Source organism: Actinoplanes philippinensis, assembly GCF_900113015.1.
Lineage (GTDB): Bacteria > Actinomycetota > Actinomycetes > Mycobacteriales > Micromonosporaceae > Actinoplanes > Actinoplanes philippinensis.
In genome coordinates this window covers 40,887-60,273 of sequence record NZ_FONV01000020.1, presented here as the reverse complement: position 1 = coordinate 60,273, position 19,387 = coordinate 40,887, and the positions used below count along the sequence as shown (strand labels likewise).

The 19,387-nt window shown below is 72.3% G+C and carries 18 protein-coding genes; 8 read left to right on the top strand and 10 right to left on the bottom strand.

The genetic code is table 11. From position 1 onward, the window contains the following. The first annotated feature begins 24 nt into the window (after positions 1-24). The 3 genes from BM290_RS40025 to BM290_RS40015 all read left to right on the top strand — a co-directional run bounded on the left by BM290_RS40025 (position 25) and on the right by BM290_RS40015 (position 3,039). Complete coding sequence (locus tag BM290_RS40025; protein ID WP_093621198.1) at positions 25-603, top strand: TetR/AcrR family transcriptional regulator; 579 nt, start codon at positions 25-27, stop codon at positions 601-603. Beyond that, positions 590-1,393, top strand: a complete 804-nt coding sequence (locus tag BM290_RS40020) for an alpha/beta fold hydrolase (protein ID WP_093621197.1) — start codon at positions 590-592, stop codon at positions 1,391-1,393. The genes BM290_RS40025 and BM290_RS40020 overlap by 14 nt, the downstream gene beginning before the upstream one ends. A gap of 320 nt (positions 1,394-1,713) precedes the next feature. Further along, positions 1,714-3,039, top strand: a complete 1,326-nt coding sequence (locus BM290_RS40015; protein ID WP_093621196.1) for an AI-2E family transporter — start codon at positions 1,714-1,716, stop codon at positions 3,037-3,039. 11 nt (positions 3,040-3,050) lie between these two features. Here the strand turns inward: BM290_RS40015 and BM290_RS40010 are convergent, their stop codons facing one another. Beyond that, positions 3,051-3,452, bottom strand: a complete 402-nt coding sequence (locus BM290_RS40010; RefSeq protein WP_239144044.1) for a tautomerase family protein — start codon at positions 3,450-3,452, stop codon at positions 3,051-3,053. 70 nt (positions 3,453-3,522) lie between these two features. Here BM290_RS40010 and BM290_RS40005 point away from each other — a divergent pair, with 70 nt between their 5' ends. Further along, the gene (locus BM290_RS40005; protein WP_093621194.1) at positions 3,523-3,969 is read left to right on the top strand and encodes a MarR family winged helix-turn-helix transcriptional regulator; all 447 of its coding nucleotides are present in this window, start codon (positions 3,523-3,525) and stop codon (positions 3,967-3,969) included. Here the strand turns inward: BM290_RS40005 and BM290_RS50880 are convergent. Genes BM290_RS50880 through BM290_RS39995 form a run of 3 tightly spaced genes read right to left on the bottom strand, consistent with a single transcriptional unit; the run spans position 3,947 to position 5,705 of the window. Next, entirely contained in the window at positions 3,947-4,072 is a 126-nt protein-coding gene (locus BM290_RS50880) for a hypothetical protein (protein ID WP_275413325.1), read from the bottom strand. The genes BM290_RS40005 and BM290_RS50880 overlap by 23 nt on opposite strands. A gap of 28 nt (positions 4,073-4,100) precedes the next feature. Further along, positions 4,101-4,799 (bottom strand): DUF6348 family protein, encoded by a 699-nt coding sequence (locus BM290_RS40000; RefSeq protein ID WP_093621193.1) that lies wholly within the window; start codon positions 4,797-4,799, stop codon positions 4,101-4,103. A gap of 18 nt (positions 4,800-4,817) precedes the next feature. Beyond that, complete coding sequence (locus BM290_RS39995; RefSeq protein ID WP_093621192.1) at positions 4,818-5,705, bottom strand: LysR family transcriptional regulator; 888 nt, start codon at positions 5,703-5,705, stop codon at positions 4,818-4,820. Between the two features lie 101 nt (positions 5,706-5,806). On the opposite strand from BM290_RS39995, the gene BM290_RS39990 reads away from it, so the two are divergent. Beyond that, positions 5,807-6,652 carry an aldo/keto reductase gene (locus tag BM290_RS39990; RefSeq protein ID WP_093621191.1) on the top strand — a complete coding sequence of 282 codons (846 nt, stop codon included), beginning with the start codon at positions 5,807-5,809 and terminating at the stop codon, positions 6,650-6,652. Positions 6,653-6,663: 11 nt separating this feature from the next. Beyond that, on the top strand, positions 6,664-7,653 hold the full coding sequence (gene mgrA, locus BM290_RS39985) for an L-glyceraldehyde 3-phosphate reductase (protein WP_203779806.1): 990 nt from the start codon (positions 6,664-6,666) through the stop codon (positions 7,651-7,653). On the opposite strand, the gene BM290_RS39980 is transcribed toward mgrA, so the two are convergent. Both BM290_RS39980 and arfA read right to left on the bottom strand, forming a co-directional pair. Continuing rightward, positions 7,615-9,540 carry a sensor histidine kinase gene (locus BM290_RS39980; RefSeq protein ID WP_239144045.1) on the bottom strand — a complete coding sequence of 642 codons (1,926 nt, stop codon included), beginning with the start codon at positions 9,538-9,540 and terminating at the stop codon, positions 7,615-7,617. The two genes, mgrA and BM290_RS39980, sit on opposite strands and share 39 nt — an antisense overlap. A 90-nt stretch (positions 9,541-9,630) precedes the next feature. After that, complete coding sequence (arfA, locus tag BM290_RS39975) at positions 9,631-11,139, bottom strand: arabinosylfuranosidase ArfA (RefSeq protein ID WP_093621189.1); 1,509 nt, start codon at positions 11,137-11,139, stop codon at positions 9,631-9,633. 48 nt (positions 11,140-11,187) lie between these two features. Between arfA and BM290_RS39970 the strand changes: the two genes are divergently transcribed. Further along, positions 11,188-14,016 (top strand): glycoside hydrolase family 2 TIM barrel-domain containing protein, encoded by a 2,829-nt coding sequence (locus BM290_RS39970; RefSeq protein ID WP_203779808.1) that lies wholly within the window; start codon positions 11,188-11,190, stop codon positions 14,014-14,016. Here the strand turns inward: BM290_RS39970 and BM290_RS39965 are convergent. The 3 genes from BM290_RS39965 to BM290_RS48820 form a co-directional block, all read right to left on the bottom strand. After that, a complete protein-coding gene (locus BM290_RS39965) occupies positions 13,947-15,104 on the bottom strand; it encodes a cellulose-binding domain-containing protein (protein WP_093621187.1) in 1,158 nt (385 codons plus the stop codon). The genes BM290_RS39970 and BM290_RS39965 overlap by 70 nt on opposite strands. Before the next feature lie 128 nt (positions 15,105-15,232). Beyond that, positions 15,233-15,487, bottom strand: coding sequence for a hypothetical protein (locus tag BM290_RS39960; protein ID WP_093621186.1), 255 nt, complete (start codon positions 15,485-15,487; stop codon positions 15,233-15,235). 148 nt (positions 15,488-15,635) lie between these two features. Beyond that, a complete protein-coding gene (locus BM290_RS48820) occupies positions 15,636-16,193 on the bottom strand; it encodes a hypothetical protein (RefSeq protein ID WP_177320094.1) in 558 nt (185 codons plus the stop codon). A 166-nt stretch (positions 16,194-16,359) separates the two neighbouring features. On the opposite strand from BM290_RS48820, the gene BM290_RS39950 reads away from it, so the two are divergent. Beyond that, complete coding sequence (locus BM290_RS39950; protein ID WP_093621273.1) at positions 16,360-17,070, top strand: Fic family protein; 711 nt, start codon at positions 16,360-16,362, stop codon at positions 17,068-17,070. Here BM290_RS39950 and BM290_RS39945 read toward each other — a convergent pair. After that, positions 17,036-19,351, bottom strand: a complete 2,316-nt coding sequence (locus BM290_RS39945) for a glycoside hydrolase family 9 protein (RefSeq protein WP_093621185.1) — start codon at positions 19,349-19,351, stop codon at positions 17,036-17,038. The two genes, BM290_RS39950 and BM290_RS39945, sit on opposite strands and share 35 nt — an antisense overlap. Positions 19,352-19,387 lie beyond the last annotated feature (36 nt).

The following is a 19,387-nucleotide window of genomic DNA, read 5'->3' as shown; positions in this document are numbered from 1 at the left end:
ATATCCGAGTCGTATGAGGTCGGGATGCCACGTCAGGGTCTGACGGCCGAGCGGGTCGCCGCGGCCGCCGCCGAGCTGGCCGACACGCTCGGGCTGGACCGGGTCACCGTCGCGGCGGTCGCCCGGCGTTTCGGGGTCGCCGACGCCAGCCTCTACGGGCACGTCCGCAGCCGGGAGGCGCTGGTGCATCTGATCGCGGTGCGCGGCGCGGCGGCCTTCGCCGACCGGATCGGGCTCGCGGTGGCCGGGCGTTCCGGGCGGGCCGCGCTGACCGGGTTCGCCGACGCCTACCGGGCGTTCGCGGTCGCCCACCCGGGGCAGTATGCGGCGACCCAGCTGCAGCTGCCGCCCGCGGTGGGCCGGGCGTCGGCCGGGCACCTGCGGCTGATCGAGCTGAGCTACGCCACACTGCGCGGTTACGGCCTCGACGAGCCCGCCCTGACCGACGCGGTCCGGTTCGTGCGCAGCACCCTGCACGGCTTCGCGACCCTGGAGACGAGCGACGGCTTCGGGCATCCCCGTGACCTCGACGCGTCCTGGCGCGCTGTCGTCGCGGGCGTCCACACGGCACTTCGACAGTGGGGGAGTCATGACGGCCGATGACATGCGAGTGCGGTCCGCGGACGGCACGGGCCTGGTGGTCCGGCGGCGGGGCGCCGGCGACCCGGTGCTCCTGCTGCACGGCTCGGGCGGCGGCCTCCACTCGTGGGCGCCGGTGGCCGAGCTGCTCGCCGGGCGCCACGAGTCGTGGATGCCGGCGCGACGCGGATACCACCCCAGCGACGTGCCGTCCGGGCCGAAGTCGTTCGCCGACGAGGTCGCCGACGTGCTCGCGGTGCTGGCGGCGATCGGGCGGCCCGCGCACCTGGCCGGCGGCTCCTACGGCGCGACGCTGGCACTGCACGTCGCGGCCGCCGAGCCGGCCCGGCTACGGTCGCTGGCCGTCTTCGAGCCGCCCCTGTTCGCCGCCGGCCACACGCTCGCCCCGCTGCTCGGCCGCTACCGCGCGGCGCTCGCGGCCGACGACCAGGCCGCGATGTCCGACGTGCTCAACGAAGTGACCCGGGTGCCGCCGGCGGTCGTCGCCGCCTTCCGCGCCGCCGCCGGCGACCGCCGCCCCGACCCCGCCACCTCGACCGGCTGGCTGCACGACCTGGAGGCGCTGACCGCCGACACCACCGTCCCGGCCTCCTGGTCCACGATCACCGTCCCGGCGCTGATCATGCAGGGCGCCGACACCTGGGATCCGATGCCGGCCACGATGGACGCCCTGGCCGAGGCCCTGCCCACGGCCCGCCGGGTGATCTGGCCGGGCCAGTCCCACTTCGCCACGATGACCGCTCCCGGCCTGGTCGCCGACGCCCTGCGGGACTTCTGGCAGCGCTGCCCCTGACTCGCCGCCCGCGGCGTGATCGGGTTCGGGAGCGCTGTCTTTGACTCGCCGCAGGCGGGTTGATCGGCTTCTGGGAGCGCTGACCCCGGCTTGCCGCCGCCGAGGCCGAGGTGCAGGCCTTCGCGAGCACCGTCCGGACGGTCTCCGGACGGGTGTGGCGGACCGACGCCGACGTGCGGCCGACCTATGCCGGCGCCGGGTCACCGCACTGCTCGCCGTGACCGCCGAGGCCGGGCACATTTGACGGGGCGTTTCGGGTGTGTGTGGCCTCGTGACCGGGAAGTGAGGGTAGGGAGTCACGTGGCGTAACGAGGAGAGTCATGAGCTGGGCGCAGACGGTTCGGGAACGGGCCCGTACGACACTGGCCTCGGCGGCGAGCCGGAACCTGCCGCCACCGTTCACCGTCGGCCCGGAGCTGCAGGACACCTCCGCACCGGTGGTCGTGGTGGACAGCCGGTCGTCCAGCGAGGACGTCCTGCCCCCGGGGGTCCGCACGGCGGGCGCCTGGGCCTGGCGGTTCATCCTGTTCGTCGTCGCCACGTACCTCTTCCTGCGCGTGGTCTCGCTGCTCAGCGTCGTGATCATCCCGGTGGTCGTGGCGATCCTGCTGGCGGCGCTCTTCCAGCCGGCCAGCGCCGCCCTGGTGCGGTGGGGCGTCAAACGGTCCCTGGCGGCCGGCCTGGTGCTGGTCGGTGGCCTGCTGCTGGTCTTCGGCGGGCTCAGCCTGATCGTGCGGACCTTCATCTCCCAGCTGGACACCCTGTCGGCGCGGGTCACCGAGGGCATCGACGAGGTGCAGACGTGGCTGTCGCGTGGCCCGCTGCACCTGACCGACGCGCAGCTCAGCCAGTACGTCGAACAGGCCCGCAGCGCCTTCACCGCCAATCAGGGCGCCGTCACCAGCGGGGCGATCAGCACCGCCGCCACCCTGGGTGAGGTGGTCACCGGCTTCTTCCTGGTGCTGTTCACCCTCTTCTTCTTCCTGCGCGACGGCGCCCAGATCTGGTCGTTCCTGTGCCGGCTGCTGCCGCGGGAGGCCCAGGTGCCGACCGCGCGGGCCGGGCACTACTCCTGGCACACGCTCGTGTCGTATGTGCACGCCACGGTGCTCGTCGCCTTCGTCGACGCGGTCGGCATCGGCATCGGCCTGGCCGTGCTGCGGGTGCCGCTGGCCCTGCCGCTGGCCGCCCTGGTGTTCCTCGGCGCGTTCATCCCGGTGATCGGCGCGACCCTGACCGGCGCGGTGGCGGTGCTCGTCGCCCTGGTCGCGAACGGCCCGGTCACCGCCGTGACGGTGCTGATCATCGTGATCGCGGTCCAGCAGCTCGAAGGCCACGTCCTGCAGCCGCTGATCATGGGCCGGGCGGTGGCGCTGCACCCACTCGCGGTGATCCTGGCGATCGCCGGCGGCATCGTGGTGGCCGGAATCGTCGGCGGCCTCATCGCTGTCCCGCTGCTGGCCGTGCTGAACACCGCGATCCGTTACCTGGTGCGCCACCCGTCCGGCGAACCGACCCCGGACCGGGAACCGCCGGGCACCGAGCCGACCGACGACGACGAGGCCGAGCAGGAGGACCGGGCCGAGGCGGCACAGCGGGCCACCGACCCGGCGAACCCGCCGCCGGCCCACACCTCGGTGTCCTGACGCGGTCCCGCTCAGGAGGTGGTGACGACCCCGCCGATGCCGGTGCGGCCGGCCGGGGTCGCCACCAGCTCGACGGTCACCCCGTCGCGGACGTGGTCACCGAAGACGCCGGTGATCGCATCGGTGACCACCGTGACGAGCCGGGCCACGATCTCGTCGGCGTCGGGCCGGTCGAACGCGGCCGCCTTGATGCCGAAGGTGACGAACGGCGATGGCTGCGCGGCCGGTTTGCCGCCGACGCCCCAGCGGTGCGGGGGCAGGCCGATCAGCTTGATGTCGACCAGGCCGCGGGCCCACTCGCCGTAGACCGAGACGACCGCGTCGGTCAACGCGCTGATCAGCACGGTCTCACGGCCGGCCAGGTCGCTCTCCAGCACGTGGACGCTGAGGTGTGGCATATCCTCCTCCTCCATGGCTTTGAGGGTAAAACAGCTTTGAACGCAAAAAAGCTTTGATAGCAAAGGTATTCGGAGGGCGTACGCCATGTCAACCGACGACACTGTCCGCGAGCTGCTCCTGGTGATGCCACGGATGGTCGGCCGGATCAAGAAGCTGCCCCTGCCCGAGCAGCTGCGGTCGCTCGACCTCGCGCCCCGGCATCTGTCGATGCTGTCCCTGCTGCTGCTCGACGGCCCGCAGACCGTCTCGCGGCTGGCCGGGGTGCTGGGTGTCGCCCCGACCACGATCAGCCTCATCGTGAGCGACCTGAGCCGCCGCGGGGTCCTGGTGCGCCGCGAGGACGACGACGACCGCCGCCGCCGGATCGTCGACATCAGCCCGGACAGCCGGGAGGCCATCACCGCGTGGCTGTCACCGGGCGCACAGGCGTGGCGGCAGGCGCTGGCCCCGCTCAGCCCGGCCGAGCAGCGGGCCTTCGTCGACACCCTGCTGCGCTACGAGCAGGCCGTCACAGCGATCCGCGATCAGTGAGGAACGGGCGCAGCTCACCGTCCTCGGCGTCGGTCATCGCGCCGCGCGGCAGATCGATCACGATGCCGCCCTCCCGGCCCATCAGGCTGACATCCGGGCTCACCGCGACGGCCTTGACCGCGCCCGGAACGTCAGTGGTGATCGGTGTCCGGGCCGACCAGCAGCATGAAGGTACGGGCCAGGCCGAACTGCGCGGTGCGCGGCCAGTCCAGGGCGGCCAGCGCCTTCTCGGACGGCTCGTGCCGGTGGCCGTTGATCCGGACCTCGCACTCGGTGAAGTCGCCGCCCTGGCCGACGAGCATGCGGATGCCGTTGAGGTGCGGCCGGTCGAGTCCGGTGGCGATCACCGGGGCGAGGGCCGACCAGGGCATCTCGTCGACGAACCACTGCTGTTTGGCCGGTGACCCGTCGACGGACCATCCGGTGACACCGCCGACGATCGCGTGCCAGCCGGGGAAGCCGCCCGGGTCGGCGGACCCGAAGTGGCTCGCCAGCCGTCCCTGTCGCTCCACCATCTCCAGCGCGGTGACCAGGCAGGTGTCGATGAACGCCTGGATCGCCTGCCGGGCGGCGTCGGCCGGGTCCTGGGCGAGGCCCATCGTGCAGTCGGTGAGGGTGGGCACGTCCGCCCGGTCCGCGTTGAGCAGGATCTCCAGGTCGAGATGCCGATAGTCCTCGCTGTCCGGCTCGCGCAGCCGGATGCCCATCGACCCGGAGCGGAGCATCGGCCCGTCGGTCATCCGCCAGTTGCCGCCGACCGCGTCGAGCATCGGGGCGGCGATCTCGAGGACACGTTCGGCGGGCAGCGGCCGTGGCGATGAGTCGATCATGGTGGGCAGCCTAGGTGATCAGGCCTGGTCCTGCGGGAGCGCCAGCCGCAGCAGGGCCTCGGTGGCCGGGCCGGCGGGGGTCGTGGCGGGCAGGGCCACCGCCACCCGCCAGTCCGGGACCGGGCCGGTGACCGGGGCCGCGTGCAGGCCCTTCGCCTGCGGTTTGCGGGTCACCGGGGCCGGGACCAGAGCCACCCCGAGGTCCTGGTGGACGAAGTCGAGCAGCGTGTGCACGTCGTTGACCTCGACGGCCACCCGGCGGTCGGCGCCGGCGCGGGCGAACGCCACGTCGTTGACGCGGCGCGCGCCCCAGTCGGCGCTGAAGTCGATGAACTCGCTGCCGGCCAGGTCACCGACGGCAACCGTCTCGCTGTCGGCGAGCGCGTGCGCCGGGTGGCAGAGCAGCATCATCCGTTCGGCGGCGACCGGCAGCAGGCGTACGCCGTCCGGCGCCGGCCCGGGCAGTGCGACGAATCCGGCCTGCAGCCGCCCGGCCCGCACCAGCTCGATCAGGTGCCCGGATCCGGCGTAGCGCAACCGGACCTCGACGCCGGGGTGGGCGCGCCGGAAGGAGGCGACCAGCGGCGCCATGTCGATCACGCCGAGGCACTGTTCGGCGCCGATGGCCAGGCTGCCCCGCAGCAGTCCGCGGACGGCGGCGACCGCGTCCCGGGCGGCGGCCGCGCCGGCCAGCGTGCGGTGGGCCTCGGTGAGCAGCGCCCGGCCGGCGTCGGTCAGCTCGACCCGGCGGGTGTGGCGGATGAACAGGTCGGCGTCGAGCTCGCGCTCCAGGGCACGGATCGAGGCGGACAGGCCGGACTGGGCGACCCGCATCCGCTGGGCGGCCCGGGTGAAGTGCCGTTCCTCGGCGACCGCCACGAAGTACTCGAGATGCCGCAGTTCCACGACCGATCACTGTAGCTGCTGAATTCCAGCGGTTTCTTCTGTTGGACGGCGGGAACGGGGGCATACCAGGGTGGAGACGTACACATCTTCAGGAGGAATCCATGCAGAGCCGTCGCATCGGTGACGTGCAGGTCAGCGCGATCGGACTCGGTGGCATGCCGATGTCGATCGAGGGCCGGCCGGACGAGGACCGCTCGATCCGTACCATCCACGCCGCCCTGGACGCCGGTGTCACCCTGATCGACACCGCCGACGCCTACCACATCGGCGCCGACGAGGTCGGGCACAACGAGTCGCTGATCGCCCGGGCGCTCGCCTCCTACGGCGGTGACACCTCCGGGGTGCTGGTCGCGACCAAGGGCGGGCACCTGCGGCCGGGTGACGGCAGCTGGACCGTGAACAGCTCGCCCGACTACCTGAAGCAGGCGTGCGAGGCCTCGCTCAAGCGGCTCGGCGTCGACGCGATCGGCCTCTACCAGCACCACCGGCCGGACCCGCGGGTGCCGTACGCGGACGCGATCGGCGCGATCCGGGACCTGCTGGACGCCGGGAAGATCCGGATGGCCGGCATCTCCAACGCGAACCCGCAGCAGATCCGCGAGGCGCGGGAGATCCTGGGTGGGCGGCTGGTGTCGGTGCAGAACCAGTTCTCGCCCGCGTTCCGTTCGTCCGAGCCGGGGCTGGAGCTCTGCACCGAGCTGGGCATCGCCTTCCTGCCCTGGTCGCCGCTGGGCGGCATCCAGGCGGCGGGCTCGCTGGGCGGCGCGTTCGCCGAGGTCGCCGAGAGGCACGGGGTGAGCCCGCAGCGGGTGTGCCTGGCCTGGCACCTGGCCAAGTCGCCGGTGTCGATCCCGATCCCGGGTGCGAGCCGCCCGGAGACGATCACCGACTCGGCCGCCGCCGACACGCTGGAACTGACCGCCGACGACCTCGCCGTCCTGCCCTGAAGGAAAGATCCGTGGAATACCGACGCAGCGGCCGTAGTGGCCTGAAACTGCCCGCGGTCTCGCTCGGCCTGTGGCACAACTTCGGCGACGACAAGCCGCTCCAGACCCAGCGTGACATCCTGCGCCGGGCGTTCGAGCTGGGCATCACCCACTTCGACCTGGCCAACAACTACGGCCCGCCGTACGGGTCGGCGGAGGAGAACTTCGGCCGCATCCTGGCCACCGACTTCTCCGGGCGCCGCGACGAGCTGGTGATCTCGACGAAGGCGGGCTACGACATGTGGCCCGGCCCGTACGGCAACGGGGGTTCCCGCAAGTATCTGACCGCCTCGCTGGACCAGTCGCTGAAGCGGATGGGCGTGGACTACGTCGACATCTTCTACTCGCACCGGCTCGACCCGGAGACGCCGCTCGAGGAGACGATGGGCGCCCTGGACGCGGCGGTGCGCGCGGGCAAGGCGCTCTACGTCGGCATCTCGTCCTACTCGCCGGCGCGAACCGCCGAGGCCGCGGCGATCCTGCGTGACCTGGGCACCCCGCTGCTGATCCACCAGCCGTCGTACTCGATGTTGAACCGCTGGATCGAGGACGGCCTGCTCGACACCCTGGAGCAGGCGGGCGCCGGGTGCATCGCGTTCTCGCCGCTGGCGCAGGGCATGCTCACCGACCGTTACCTGGAGGGCGTGCCGGAGGACTCGCGGGCCGGCGCCGGCAAGTCGCTGAGCACCGACCTGCTCAGCGAGGAGAACCTGGACAAGATCCGGGCGCTGAACACGATCGCCGGCCGTCGGGGGCAGAGCCTCGCGCAGATGGCGATCGCCTGGGTGCTGCGCGACCCGCGGATGACCTCCACGGTGCTCGGCGCCAGCAGTGTCGCCCAGCTGGAGACCAACGTGGCGGCGCTGGACAACGCGTCGTTCACCGCCGACGAGCTGGCCGAGATCGACAAGCACGCCACCGAGTCAGGCATCGACCTGTGGGCGGGCTCCAGCAGCCAGTGACAGCGGTGGCAGGGTGAAGGTGAAGCAGGAGCCGCCACCGGGATCGTCGACGGCGGTGATGGTGCCGCCGTGCCGCTCGACGATGCGTTTGCAGATGGTCAGGCCGAGCCCGGTGCCGTGGTAATCGCCGCCGGCGTGGGCCCGGTGGAAGTTGCCGAAGATCGCCTCGTGCTGTCCGGGCGGGATGCCGATGCCGTTGTCGACGATCCGGACGGCGACCATCCCGTCGTCGTCCTCGGCGGTGATCCGCACGACCGGGATCACCCCGGGGGCGGTGTACTTGACGGCGTTGCCGATCAGGTTGTCCAGCAGCTGCCGGACCAGCACCTGGTCGGCGCGCACCGGCGGGAGCGCGCCGATCGTGAAGCGGGGCGCCGGGTCGCCGGCGGCCACCGCGGCGTCCGTGCGGGCGAGAGCGATGTCGGCGGCCACCTCGGCCAGGTCCACCGGGGCCGGGGTGACCGTCGCCTCCCGCGTGGTCGCGTAGGCGAGCAGCCCGTCGATCAGGCCGCGCATCCGTGCCGACGAACGGGTGACCCGGGTGAGATCGGTGTACGCCTCACCCACGCTCGGATGGTCCGGCGCGTCCTCCAGCGACTCCATCGCGGCCGATGTCCACCCGTCCACGCTGGTCAGCGGGTTGAGCAGGTCGTGGGCGACGACACCGGCGAAACTGGTCAGCTCGTCGCGGTGCCGGCGCTCGGCGGTCACGTCGTGGAAGAGCACCACCGCGCTGTGCGTGCCGTCGGGATGCGGCAGCGCGGTGGCCGTCACGTGCACGATCCGGCTCTCCGGCTCGCCGGGCCGGTTCACGACGATGTCGGCGCCGGCGGTGTCCTGTTCGGCCAGCGCCCGCAGCCGGGCGGGGTCGGCGCCGAGCATGCCGGCGACCGCCGGGTTGCGCACCGTCACCCGGTCGTCCGGGCCGATCACGGCCAGGCCGTCGGGCATCGCGTCGATGATCGCGGTGAGCAGATCCTTCTCCTGAGCCAGGGCGTTCAGCAGCATGTTCCGCTCCTCTCGGCCCAGGGCCAGGGCCAGCCCGACCAGGGCCACCAGCGTGACGAAGAGCTGCACCACCACCGCCCGCAGCGGTACATCGCCGACGTGGGCGAACGGCCCGTAACCGAGCAGGGTGTAGCGCAGCGCGACGACGCTGATCACCAGGTTGTGCAGCAGCACCCACGGGGTGGCGAGCCGGACCCCGACCAGGACGCTGATGCCGAGCAGGGCGAACGACACCGGGAACTGCGGCTCGTAGGCGAAGACGGCCACGTGAAGGGCGATGCTCAACGTGCCGATACCGGCGATCTCGGCGATCCGCCGGGGCGCGACGGGGGCGCGCCGCCGTCCGGCCGCGCGCCGGCTGAGCGCCGCGCCCGCGCAGATCCCGGCCGACCCGATGATCAGGATGCTGGCGGTGTGCCGGGCCACCGACATGGCAGTGACCGTGACCGGGAACGAGCCGGTGACCAGCCCGCGGCCGACCAGGCTGACGACGCTGGCCGCGATGGTCGCCGTGAAGCCGGTCCGCAGCAGATCCCACAGGTCGCGGGGCGAGCGCAGCGGCTCGGTGCCGCCGGCGCCCCACAGGTGGGGGCTGCGGCGGCGCCACAGCCGGAGGAAGACCAGCGCCTGCACCAGCCCGACCAGCCCGGCGACGGCACCGACCGCGGCGCTGGTGCCGGTACGCCAGTTGGTCACGCCCAGGATCAGCGTGAGCAGCGCCATGTCGAGATGCCGGGTGGGCGCCCGCCGGTGCGCGCAGAACCAGACCACCGCCACACCGGCGGCCGGCCAGGCCAGGTTGTGGTTGCCGACCAGCACGAGACGCCGCCCCGCGTAACACGCGGCGGCGTAGGCGAGAGCGAAGCACACGGTCCGCACCAGGGAGCTCCGGTAGCCGGCTTTCACCGCTCACCTCCCGACGGACGGTCGACACCTCCCCATCGGCCGGTCCGGCGTGATGCTGAGTGGTCAGGCCACGGTCAGCGCCGTCCAGGACACCGGCGGCAGCGTGATCGTCACGACGTTGCCGGAGATCGCGGCGGTGTCGTTGGCGCGCGGGGCCACCCGCTCCGGCTCGGCCAGGGTGTTCGCCGCGTACGGGTCGTCGTCCCAGATGCCGGTCGCGGCCACCGACGAGCGCGCCGGGAAGCTCGTCAGGTCGACGGTCACCGTGGCCGGGCCGGTGGTGTCCCGGTTCTGCAGGAACAGCCGGACGGTGCCGTGGTCGTCGACGGTGGCGGCCGCGGCCACCGCCGGCACCTCGCCGTACCGGGCGGTCGCGACGGTGCCGGTGTCGATCCCGACGGCGAGTGCCGTACCCCCGGCCGCCTTGGACGTGAGAGAGAACGGGAAGAAGGTGGTCTGACGCCAGGCGGGGCCGCCGGGCTCGGTCATGATCGGCGCGATCACGTTGACCAGCTGCGCGAGCGACGCCGAGGTGACCCGGTCGGCGTGGTTGAGCAGGGTGATCAGCAGCCCGCCGACGGTGACCGCGTCGGCGACCGTGTAGACGTCCTCCAGAAGCCGCGGCGCGACCGGCCAGTCGTCGATCGCGAACGTGCCCTCCTGCGCGTTCCAGCGGGTGTAATACCAGACGTTCCACTCGTCGAACGAGATGTCGATGCGTTTGGCGGACCGTCTGACGGCCTGCACGTGGTCGGCGGTGGCCACCACGGCCCGGATGAACGCGTCCATGTCGGCCCCGGACGCCAGGAAACTCGCCAGGTCACCGTCGTGCTCCTGGTAGTAGGCGTGGCAGGAGATGTAGTCGACGTCGTCGTAGGTGTGCTCCAGCACCGTGCGCTCCCAGGTGCCGAAGGTGGGCATGTCCCGGTTCGACGAGCCGCACACCACCAGCCGCACGCCGGTGTCGACGAGCCGCATCGCCTTCGCCACCCGGGACGCGAGCCGGCCGTACTCCTCGGCGCTGCGGTGACCGACCTGCCACGGGCCGTCCATCTCGTTGCCGAGACACCACATCGTCACCCCGAACGGCGCCTCGCGGCCGTTGGCCCGGCGCTGGTCGGAGCGGGTGGTCCCGGACGGCACGTTGGTGTACTCGATCAGGTCGACGGCCTCCTGCAGGCCGCGGGTGCCCAGATTGACGGCCAGCATCAGCTCGCTGCCGACCAGGTCGAGCCACTGCTGGAACTCGTGCAGCCCGACCAGGTTGGTCTCGGTCGAGTGCCACGCCAGGTCCAGCCGCCGCGGCCGCTGCCCGACCGGGCCGACGCCGTCCTCCCACCGGTGGCCGGAGACGAAGTTGCCGCCCGGGTAGCGGATCGTGGTGACGCCCAGCTCCTTGACCAGCTCGACCACGTCCCGGCGGAACCCGTCCGGCCCGGCCGTGGGATGTCCCGGCTCGTGGATCCCGTCGTAGATGTGCCGGCCCAGATGCTCGACGAACCCACCGAACAGCCGCCGGTCGACCGGGCCGACCGCGAACGACGGATGCAGTGTGAGATCGGCACGGGTCACGCGGGAACTCCTTCACGTCAGGCGTTGATCAAGAAAGACTATGTACCCGTGACATCGTTTCGCACCGAACTGGCCTCCCCCCAGCCGGGCCGCGGCGGCCTGCCCGCCCGTGCCCACCTGCGCTCCGACGCGCCCCGCCAGCCGCTCGACGGCGCCTGGCAGGTCCGGCGGCGCCCCGACGGCGGCTGGTCGGAGATCCGCGTCCCCGGCCACCTGCCCCTGCAGGGCCACGGCACGCCGATCTACGCCAACGTGCAGTTCCCGTTCCCGGTCGACCCGCCCTTCCCGCCGGACGACAACCCGGAGTTCGACCACCGGCTGGAGTTCGAGGCCGACCCCGCGGTGCTCGCCCACCCGTCGGCGCTGCGGTTCGAGGGCGTCGACGGCGCCGCGACCGTCCGGCTCAACGACGTCGAGCTGGGCACCCTGCGCGGCAGCCGGCTGACCACCGAGTTCGACACCACCGGTGTGCTCCGCGACGGCGTCAACGTGCTCCAGGTGCGCCTGGCGCAGTGGTCGGCGCACAGCTACCTCGAGGACCAGGACATGTGGTGGATGCCCGGCATCTTCCGCAGCGTCACGCTGCTCGCGCGACCCGCGGGCGGCATCCGCGACGTCTTCGTGCACGCCTCCTACGACCACCGCGACGGCTCCGGGACCCTGCGGGTCGACGTCGACAGCGATGCGGCGGTCACCGTCAGCGTCCCGGCTCTCGGCCGCGAGGACCTGAGCGCGGGGGAGTCCCATCACTTCCGGTCCGTCGATCCCTGGACCGCCGAGACCCCCAGCTTGTACGCCGTACGCGTGCACACCCAGCAGGAGACCGTCACCCTGCGGGCGGGATTCCGCACGGTGCACGTGGACGACGCGACCCTCATGCTCAACGGCCGTCCGCTGCTGCTGCGCGGCGTCAACCGGCACGAACACGACCCGCTGCACGGCCGGACCGTCGACCTCGCCACCGCCCGCGCCGAGCTGGAGCTGATGAAACGGCACAACATCAACGCGGTACGCACGTCGCACTACCCGCCGCAGGCGGATTTCCTGGACCTCACCGACGAGCTCGGCCTCTACGTGATGGTCGAGAACGACCTGGAGACCCACGGCTTCGAGCTCAACGACTGGCGCGGCAACCCCAGCGACGACCCGCTGTGGCACGACGCGATCCTCGACCGGATGCGCCGCACCGTGGAACGCGACAAGAACCACCCCAGCGTGCTCTTCTGGTCGCTCGGCAACGAGGCCGGGACCGGCGCCAACCTCGACGCGATCGCACAGTGGACCAAGCGGCGTGACCCGTCGCGTCCGGTGCACTACGAGGGCGATCGGCGCTCACGGCACGTGGACGTGTACTCGCGGATGTACGCCACCACCGCCGAGGTCGAGCGGATCGGCGCCGGCACCGAGCCGGAGGACGAGCACCGGCGCGAACTGCCGTTCCTGCTCTGCGAGTACGCGCACGCGATGGGCAACGGGCCGGGCGGCCTCTCCGAGTACCAGGAGCTGTTCCACCGCTACCCGCGGCTGGCCGGCGGGTTCATCTGGGAGTGGGTGGAGCACGCGCTGCACGCCGGGACGACCGCCGAGGGCCGGACCGTCCAGCTCTACGGCGGCGACTTCGGCGAGCGGGTGCACGACGGCAGTTTCGTCATCGACGGGCTGGTCCACGCCGACAGGACGCCGGGGCCGGGGCTCGCCGACGTGGCCCGCGTCTTCGCGCCGGTCGGGCTGACCATCGACGCCGAACGGTCCACGGTGACGATCGTCAACCGTTACCACAGCCTGGACCTGACACATCTGGACGCGGACTTCCCGCTGCCTCCGGTGGCGCCGGGCGACACAGTGACCGTACCCCTGGAGGTCTCCTCGCTCGTGACCCTGTCCTTGCGGGACCGCCGGCAGGGGCATGAGGTGGCCTGGGCGCAGCACGTCCCGCCGCGGCCCGCGCCCGCTGTCGAGGCCACCGCCGTGCCGTCCGGCGACCTGCGGCTCGGTCCCGCGGTCTTCGACGCCCGGACCGGGATGCCGGTGCGGCTCGGCGACCTCGGCCTGCACGACGTGGCGGTGAGCCTGTGGCGGGCGCCGACCGAGAACGATCGCGGTCAGGGGTGGGAGGAACGTGACCTGCCGTCGATGGCCGACCGCTGGGCCGCGGCCCGCCTCGGCGACCTGCGGACCCGCCTGATCGGCATCACCGCCGACGGTCCCGCTCTCGTCGTGCGGACCCGCAGCGGCCCGCCGGTGATCGACGCCGGGGTGGACGTGACATGGCGCTGGACCAGCGACGGCGACGCGCTGGCGCTCGACCTGACGATCGAGCCCTACGGCCGCTGGCCGTGCGAGTGGGCGCGCGCCGGGATCGACCTGCGCCTCGACCGTCCCACCGCCCGGGTCACCTGGACCGGCTGGGGTCCCGGCCCGCAGTACCCGGACACCGGCCAGGGCGCCCGCTACGGCACGTTCACCGCCGGCCGCGACACCTACGCGGTACGCACGGTGCGCCCTCAGGAGCACGGCGCCCGCCGCGTCGACGACGCCACCATCGACCTGGCGCCCGCCCCGGAGAACCGGCCGGAGCGGGCCGGAGCCGGGCTGCGGGTGCGGGGCGTCGACGTGCCACTGACCGTGCGGCCCTGGTCGCGGGAGACCGTCGCGGCGACCGCCCACGACCACGAGCTGCCGGCCGCCGCGTCCACGTGGATCTCGCTGGACGCGGCGGCCTCCGGCGTCGGCACGGCGTCGTGCGGGCAGGGGGTGCTGCCGCCCTACCGGCTCGCACCCTCCACCCGGCGGCTCCGGGTCGTGCTTCAGCAGCCGATCCGGGAGGAGCCGGTCGCCACGTCGTCGTACCAGAGCGTGTCCGAGCCCTCGCCGTAGCTCTCCCAGCCCAGCTTCAGGTCGGTGAGCCGCGGCCGGTACGTGCGGTTCAGCCACTGCCCGTCGATGTCGTGCGTGGCCACCCCGTCCTGCAGCAGCCCCGGCACCGACACGCCGTCCAGCCAGGTCTCCATCGTCCCGTCCGCGCCGTTCACCTTGAACTCGACACAGTTCCAGGAGCCCACCGGCAGCGGACGGGACTGGGCCACCCCGGCCGGGCTCTGCTCGGGCAGCGTCGCGTCGTCGGAGGCCCGGTTCCACTGGAGAGCGCCGTTCTGCCCGCCGAACCGCAGATCCCGGTCCCCGTCGGCGGCGTCCCGGAGGGCGACCATGGTGATGTGCGAGGCGGGCAGGGCGGTGGTGTGCCGGACCCAGTAACGCACGTACGTCGCGGTGCCGAGGATCGCCGCGTTCCGTACGAAGACGTGGTTGCAGTAGCCGGTCGCCCCGTTGACCCGCAACGAGGTGCCGCCGGTGTGCGCGACGGCCTTGTCGATCGTGGCCGTGCCGGCGCCCTGACAGTCCGGGTAGGTGACCGCCCAGTCGCCGCCCGGCGTCCCGGCCGCCTGCCCCTCGAACCCGTCACAGCGGATCCCCGTCCCGCAGACCGGCGCCGGCCCGGTCGAGGTGCTCGGCGACGGGCCGGCGCTGGACGGCGGCGGGCTCGACGGCGGCACCGGGACGTCACCTGAACAGGAGACCCCGTTGAGCGCGAAGTCGGTCGGCTTGGCGTTGGTCCCGGAGTAGGTGGCCTGGAACCCGAACGAGGCGGCCGCGCCGGTGTTCAGCGAGCCGTTCCAGCTCAGGCTGGACGCGGTGACCCGGTTGCCGGACTGGCTCACGGACGCGTTCCAGCCGTTGGACACGGCCTGGTTGCCGCCGAACGTCCAGGACAGCGTCCAGGAGCTGACGGCCGGCCCGGTGTTGGTGAGCTTGACGTCCGCGGTGAACCCGGTGGCCCACTGGTTGACGGTGAAGTCCACGGTGCAGACGGTGGCTGCCTGAGCCGGGGGAACGTGCAGCCCGGCGACGATCCCGCCGGATGCGACGGCAACGGCCGCGACGGCGAGCAGAGGACGGAGACGCATGGGGGAAGCTCCTTCGGGAACGGGTATGGGAGCGCTCCCAAATATAGACGATGATGAGTCGCTATTTCTCCCGAACCGACTGCTTCCTCCGGTGCCTGTCTGCTCCGGCCGGGCTCGTCCGGTCCCTCTCACACCGTCTGGGCGATGGACCTGGCGATGGCGGCCCACCGCGACCGGCGCCCCTTGCCCGGCCGGTTCCGCAGCGCCTCGCGCGCCGTCCCGGCGTCGTAGAGCGGCGTCCGATCGTCGAGGTGCGCGACGGGTTCGAGCCCGACGCGTCGTACCGCCGTCCTCGCGGACGCCGGATCGAGCCCGAACTCCTCGCCGAGCTGCCTTGTGGTGAGCGCCGCCCGGCCGTCCACAGTGATCACGATCTCGGTCATGGATGACACGCTAGCGCGTCAAATCAACTCCCGCGGCGTCCTGCGGGTTCTCCGGCCGGCCGGGGACTGCCCTCGGGGTGATCGCCGGCCCCGGCTCGCGTCGACGGCAGGTGCCGATCCGTTCGCGTCGGTGCGCCCGGTCGGTGGGTCACTTGTTCAGCAGGGGCACGACGATGGCGAGGAGGCGGTTGATCGGGGCGGCGTGTGGCTGGCCGCAATCATGCACGGTCACCGACGACACCGGGGTGGCCACCTGGTACTCGTAACCGTCGTTGCAGGCCGGCAGCTCCGGGCGACCCGCCTGACCGGTGAAGTCCTTGGAGGTGACCAGCCGGCTCAGCTCCGCCACCGAGGCGGCCGGCAGGGAGGTCTTCGCCGCCGGGCGGCTCTGGCTGGTCACCGTCACCGAGCCGTTCGCGGCGATCTCGGCGCGGTCCTCGACGCCCGCGAAACCGCCCCGGCGGGTGACCACCAGGGGGAAGGCCGCCGCGGTCGGCGCCGTGGCCGGTGACATCGTGGCGGGGGACGCCGCCGGTGATGCGGACGCCGTCGCCGACGACGGTGCGGGGGAGACGGCCGGCGGCGTGGCGGCCGGCGAGGTGGCGGCGGGCGGCGACGGCGTGGACTCCGGGGTCCCGCCCGTGCATCCGGCCGGGCCGGCGAGCATCAGCACGGCCAGGACCGTCGAGGTGTATGACTTCGGCACGGGGCTTCCTCTGCTGTCGACGACATCGGCCATCGTAAGTAACCGCCCGCGGGCCGCCGGAATCCACCCACGGCAACCACAGGTCGGCACCGCGGGGCGCCGACTCCTCCGGCAGGGGCGGCGACCGCACCGGCTAGGCTGGTCGGCCCCGCCCGAGAGTGAGCCGATGCCGACCAGCGCCGAGGACGTTCGCGAACCGCCGGCCCGGCGATCCGGATCCCCCTCGACCGCGACTGATCACCTGGCGATCTGGCTGCGGGTCCGCGAGCAGGTGCCGTGGCGCGACGTCGTCCCGCACCCGGTCACGCCGACAGCCGCGGTCCATGACGGGTACCTGGAGTTCGCCCGGCGGCGGCCCGGGCTGCCGGCCGCCTACGACGACGTCCGCGCCCGGGCCGCCGCGGGCACGCCCCTGACCACGGAGCTGCTGGCCCGCTGGAACGGGCTGGCCCGCGGCATCTCGCGACCACGGTTCCGGCAGGGCGACGCCTACGCCAAGAACGGCCGGGAGCGGTACGCGCTGCACGCCGGCACCGAGCAGCGGTTCGCCGAGTGCGTGGCGCAGGCGGCCGACCGGGCGATCCCCGTGACCGCCCGGTCGGCCCGCCTCCACCTCGACATCGCGTTCTTCCACCCGTTCGACGACGGCAACGCCCGCCTCGCCGGGCTCGCGCTGCAGTTCGTCCTGCGGCGTGAGGGGGTGTGCCTCGACGAGCCCGTCCCGATCCTCACGGCGGTCCGCCGCGCCGACGACGCGGACGGGGCGGCCGGCCTGGCCCGCCTCGTCCACGGCATCGCCGGCGCCACCCACCGCCGGTGGTTGCGGCACGACGCCGGGACGGTCACGCCGCGGTGCAGGCCGTCCCGTTCAGGGTGAAGGCGGCCGGCGCCGGATTGGCGCCGGTGTGGGTGGCGTTGAAGCCGAAACTCACCGTGCCGCCCGCCGGCAGGCTCCCGTTCCACGAGGTGTTCGTGGCCGTCACCTGGGTTCCGGATTGGGTGACCGTGGCCGACCAGGCTTGCGAGACCTTCTGACCGGCGGTGTACGGGAAGGTCAGCGTCCACCCGTTGACCGCGGCCGGCCCGTTGGTGATCGTCACGGTGGCGGTGAAGCCGGAGCCCCAGTCGTTGGTGGTGTAGGCGACCCGGCATCCGCCGGCGGGCGACGTCGACGGCGACGGCGGGACCGACACCGACACCGAGGGGGACGGCGACGGCGGGACGGACACCGAGGCGGACGGTGACGGAGACGGGGACGACCCGCCGGGCACCGAGCCCCACACGAGTGTCGTTCCGTCGTACAGCGCAATCCTGGTGTTGGGGCCGGAGGCCGTCTGGTAGGACGGATCGTTCGCCGGGTTCCACACACCGCCCTCGGCGACACCGATCTTGAGCTGCACCTCCATCCGGTGGGCCGACTGACCGGCCGGCGCGATGGTGTATCCGGTGCAGTCGACCTCGACATACCAGATGTCGCCGGAATACTGCTTGGCCGAGGCCGGCCCGGGGCAGCCCTGCGTGTAGGGCGAGCTGACCTGCAGCGCGCTGCTGTCGTCGCGGGTGAAGTAGTAGCGGAACCTCCCGGCGGTGAGCGCGCGGGCGGGGAACGCCGACTTGTTGTAGACGACCAGCTTCACGCCGGTGGACCGGGTCTCGTTCTGCATGACCGTCGACTCGACCGACAGCTCCGGGATGTCCGGCGTCTCGGCGACCGGGAAGCCGGTCAGCGCCGCCCCGCCGAACTCGCCGTAGAGCCGGGCCAGCGCCGACGTGAACCCGGCGTTGTAGTCGGTGGCCACCTCGTTCATCACGTAGTCGCCGCGGCTGTCGGTGTACTTGTCGTCGGGCGAGGACGGGCCGCCCACCAGGGCGCCGTAGAGCACGTGCCGGGTCTCGGCGGGCACCTGCTGGCTGTCCCACCAGGAGCCGTGGGCCGTACGGTGATGGGGGTTCTTCGGGGAGTTGTCGCCGAACCCGATCACATAGCTGGAGCTGCGCGGGTTGTCGCCGAGGGCGTAGTTGATCTGCCGCACCGCGAAGTCGTGGTAGCGCTGCTTACGCGTGGCGTCGCCGAGGTGGTCGCTGTGCACTAGCGCGACGAACGCGGTGTTGGCGGCGTACCGCAGGGCGCCCCACGAGTCGACGACCACCATGCCGCCCGGCGACGTGCGGACCTTCTCGCCGTTGACGCCGACGGTGAACCAGTCGAGCCACCGGTTCGCGTCGTCGAGGTACTTCTGCTTGCCGGTCAGCTGGGCGAGCAGCACGTAGTTGCCGTACTGCTTGTTGTCCCAGGAGATGGTCCACTTGTACATCTTGGTGGTGGTCTGGTTCTCGTTGCCCTGCGCGTCGTACCCCGCCTCGGCCTTGGCCAGATAGGTGGCGTCGCCGGTGGCCCGGTGCAGCCAGATCGCGCCCCACACCAGCTCGTCGGCGTAACCGCTCCACGATTTGTAGAACGCCGTCGCGTCGGTGATGCACTCGTGGTAGCTCTTGCGCACCCGGTCGGCGAACGAATACAGCTGCTTGGCGTGGGTGAGCAGGGTGTCGGCGTACTGCGGGTCGGTGGGACGGAAGACCATCGAGGAGGCTGCCATCGCGGCCGCGGTCTCCGCGGCCAGCTCGCTGCCGCCACAGGTCGCATCGATCTTGTACGCCGGGCGCGCCATCGGGAGCACCTCGGCCGGCCCCCACCACTTGTGGTCGTCGTCGCCCTTGCCGACCTGCCCGTAGAGCACGTCGGCCGAGGGGTGCGCCTTGATGAAGTAGTCGTTGGGCACCCGCAGGTTGTTCAGCAGGTGGGTCAACTGCCCGGAGCCGGCGTACGCGTCCCGGTTCTCCACGGCGCCCCAGGCGAGCATCGTGGTGGTGAACGCCATCGGCAGGCCGAACTTGACGTGGTCGCCGGCGTCGTACCACCCGCCGGTCAGGTCGAGGCCCTTGTCGGCGCCGTCGGTCATCGCCGAGTCGCCGCGCCACGACACCCTGTTCCACGCCGGTTTCTTGCCGGACACCTGTGCCTCGTAGAAGAGCAGCGACTTCTGAAGCGCCTCGCCGTAGCGGTAGGGCGCGGCGGCGGCATCGGACGGTACGGCGGTCCAGAGCAGGCCGGCGCTGAGCGCGGCAGCCGTGAGGACAGTGACGATCTTCTTCAACATCGGGCGGCCCCACACCTCTTAAGACAGTGACCGATA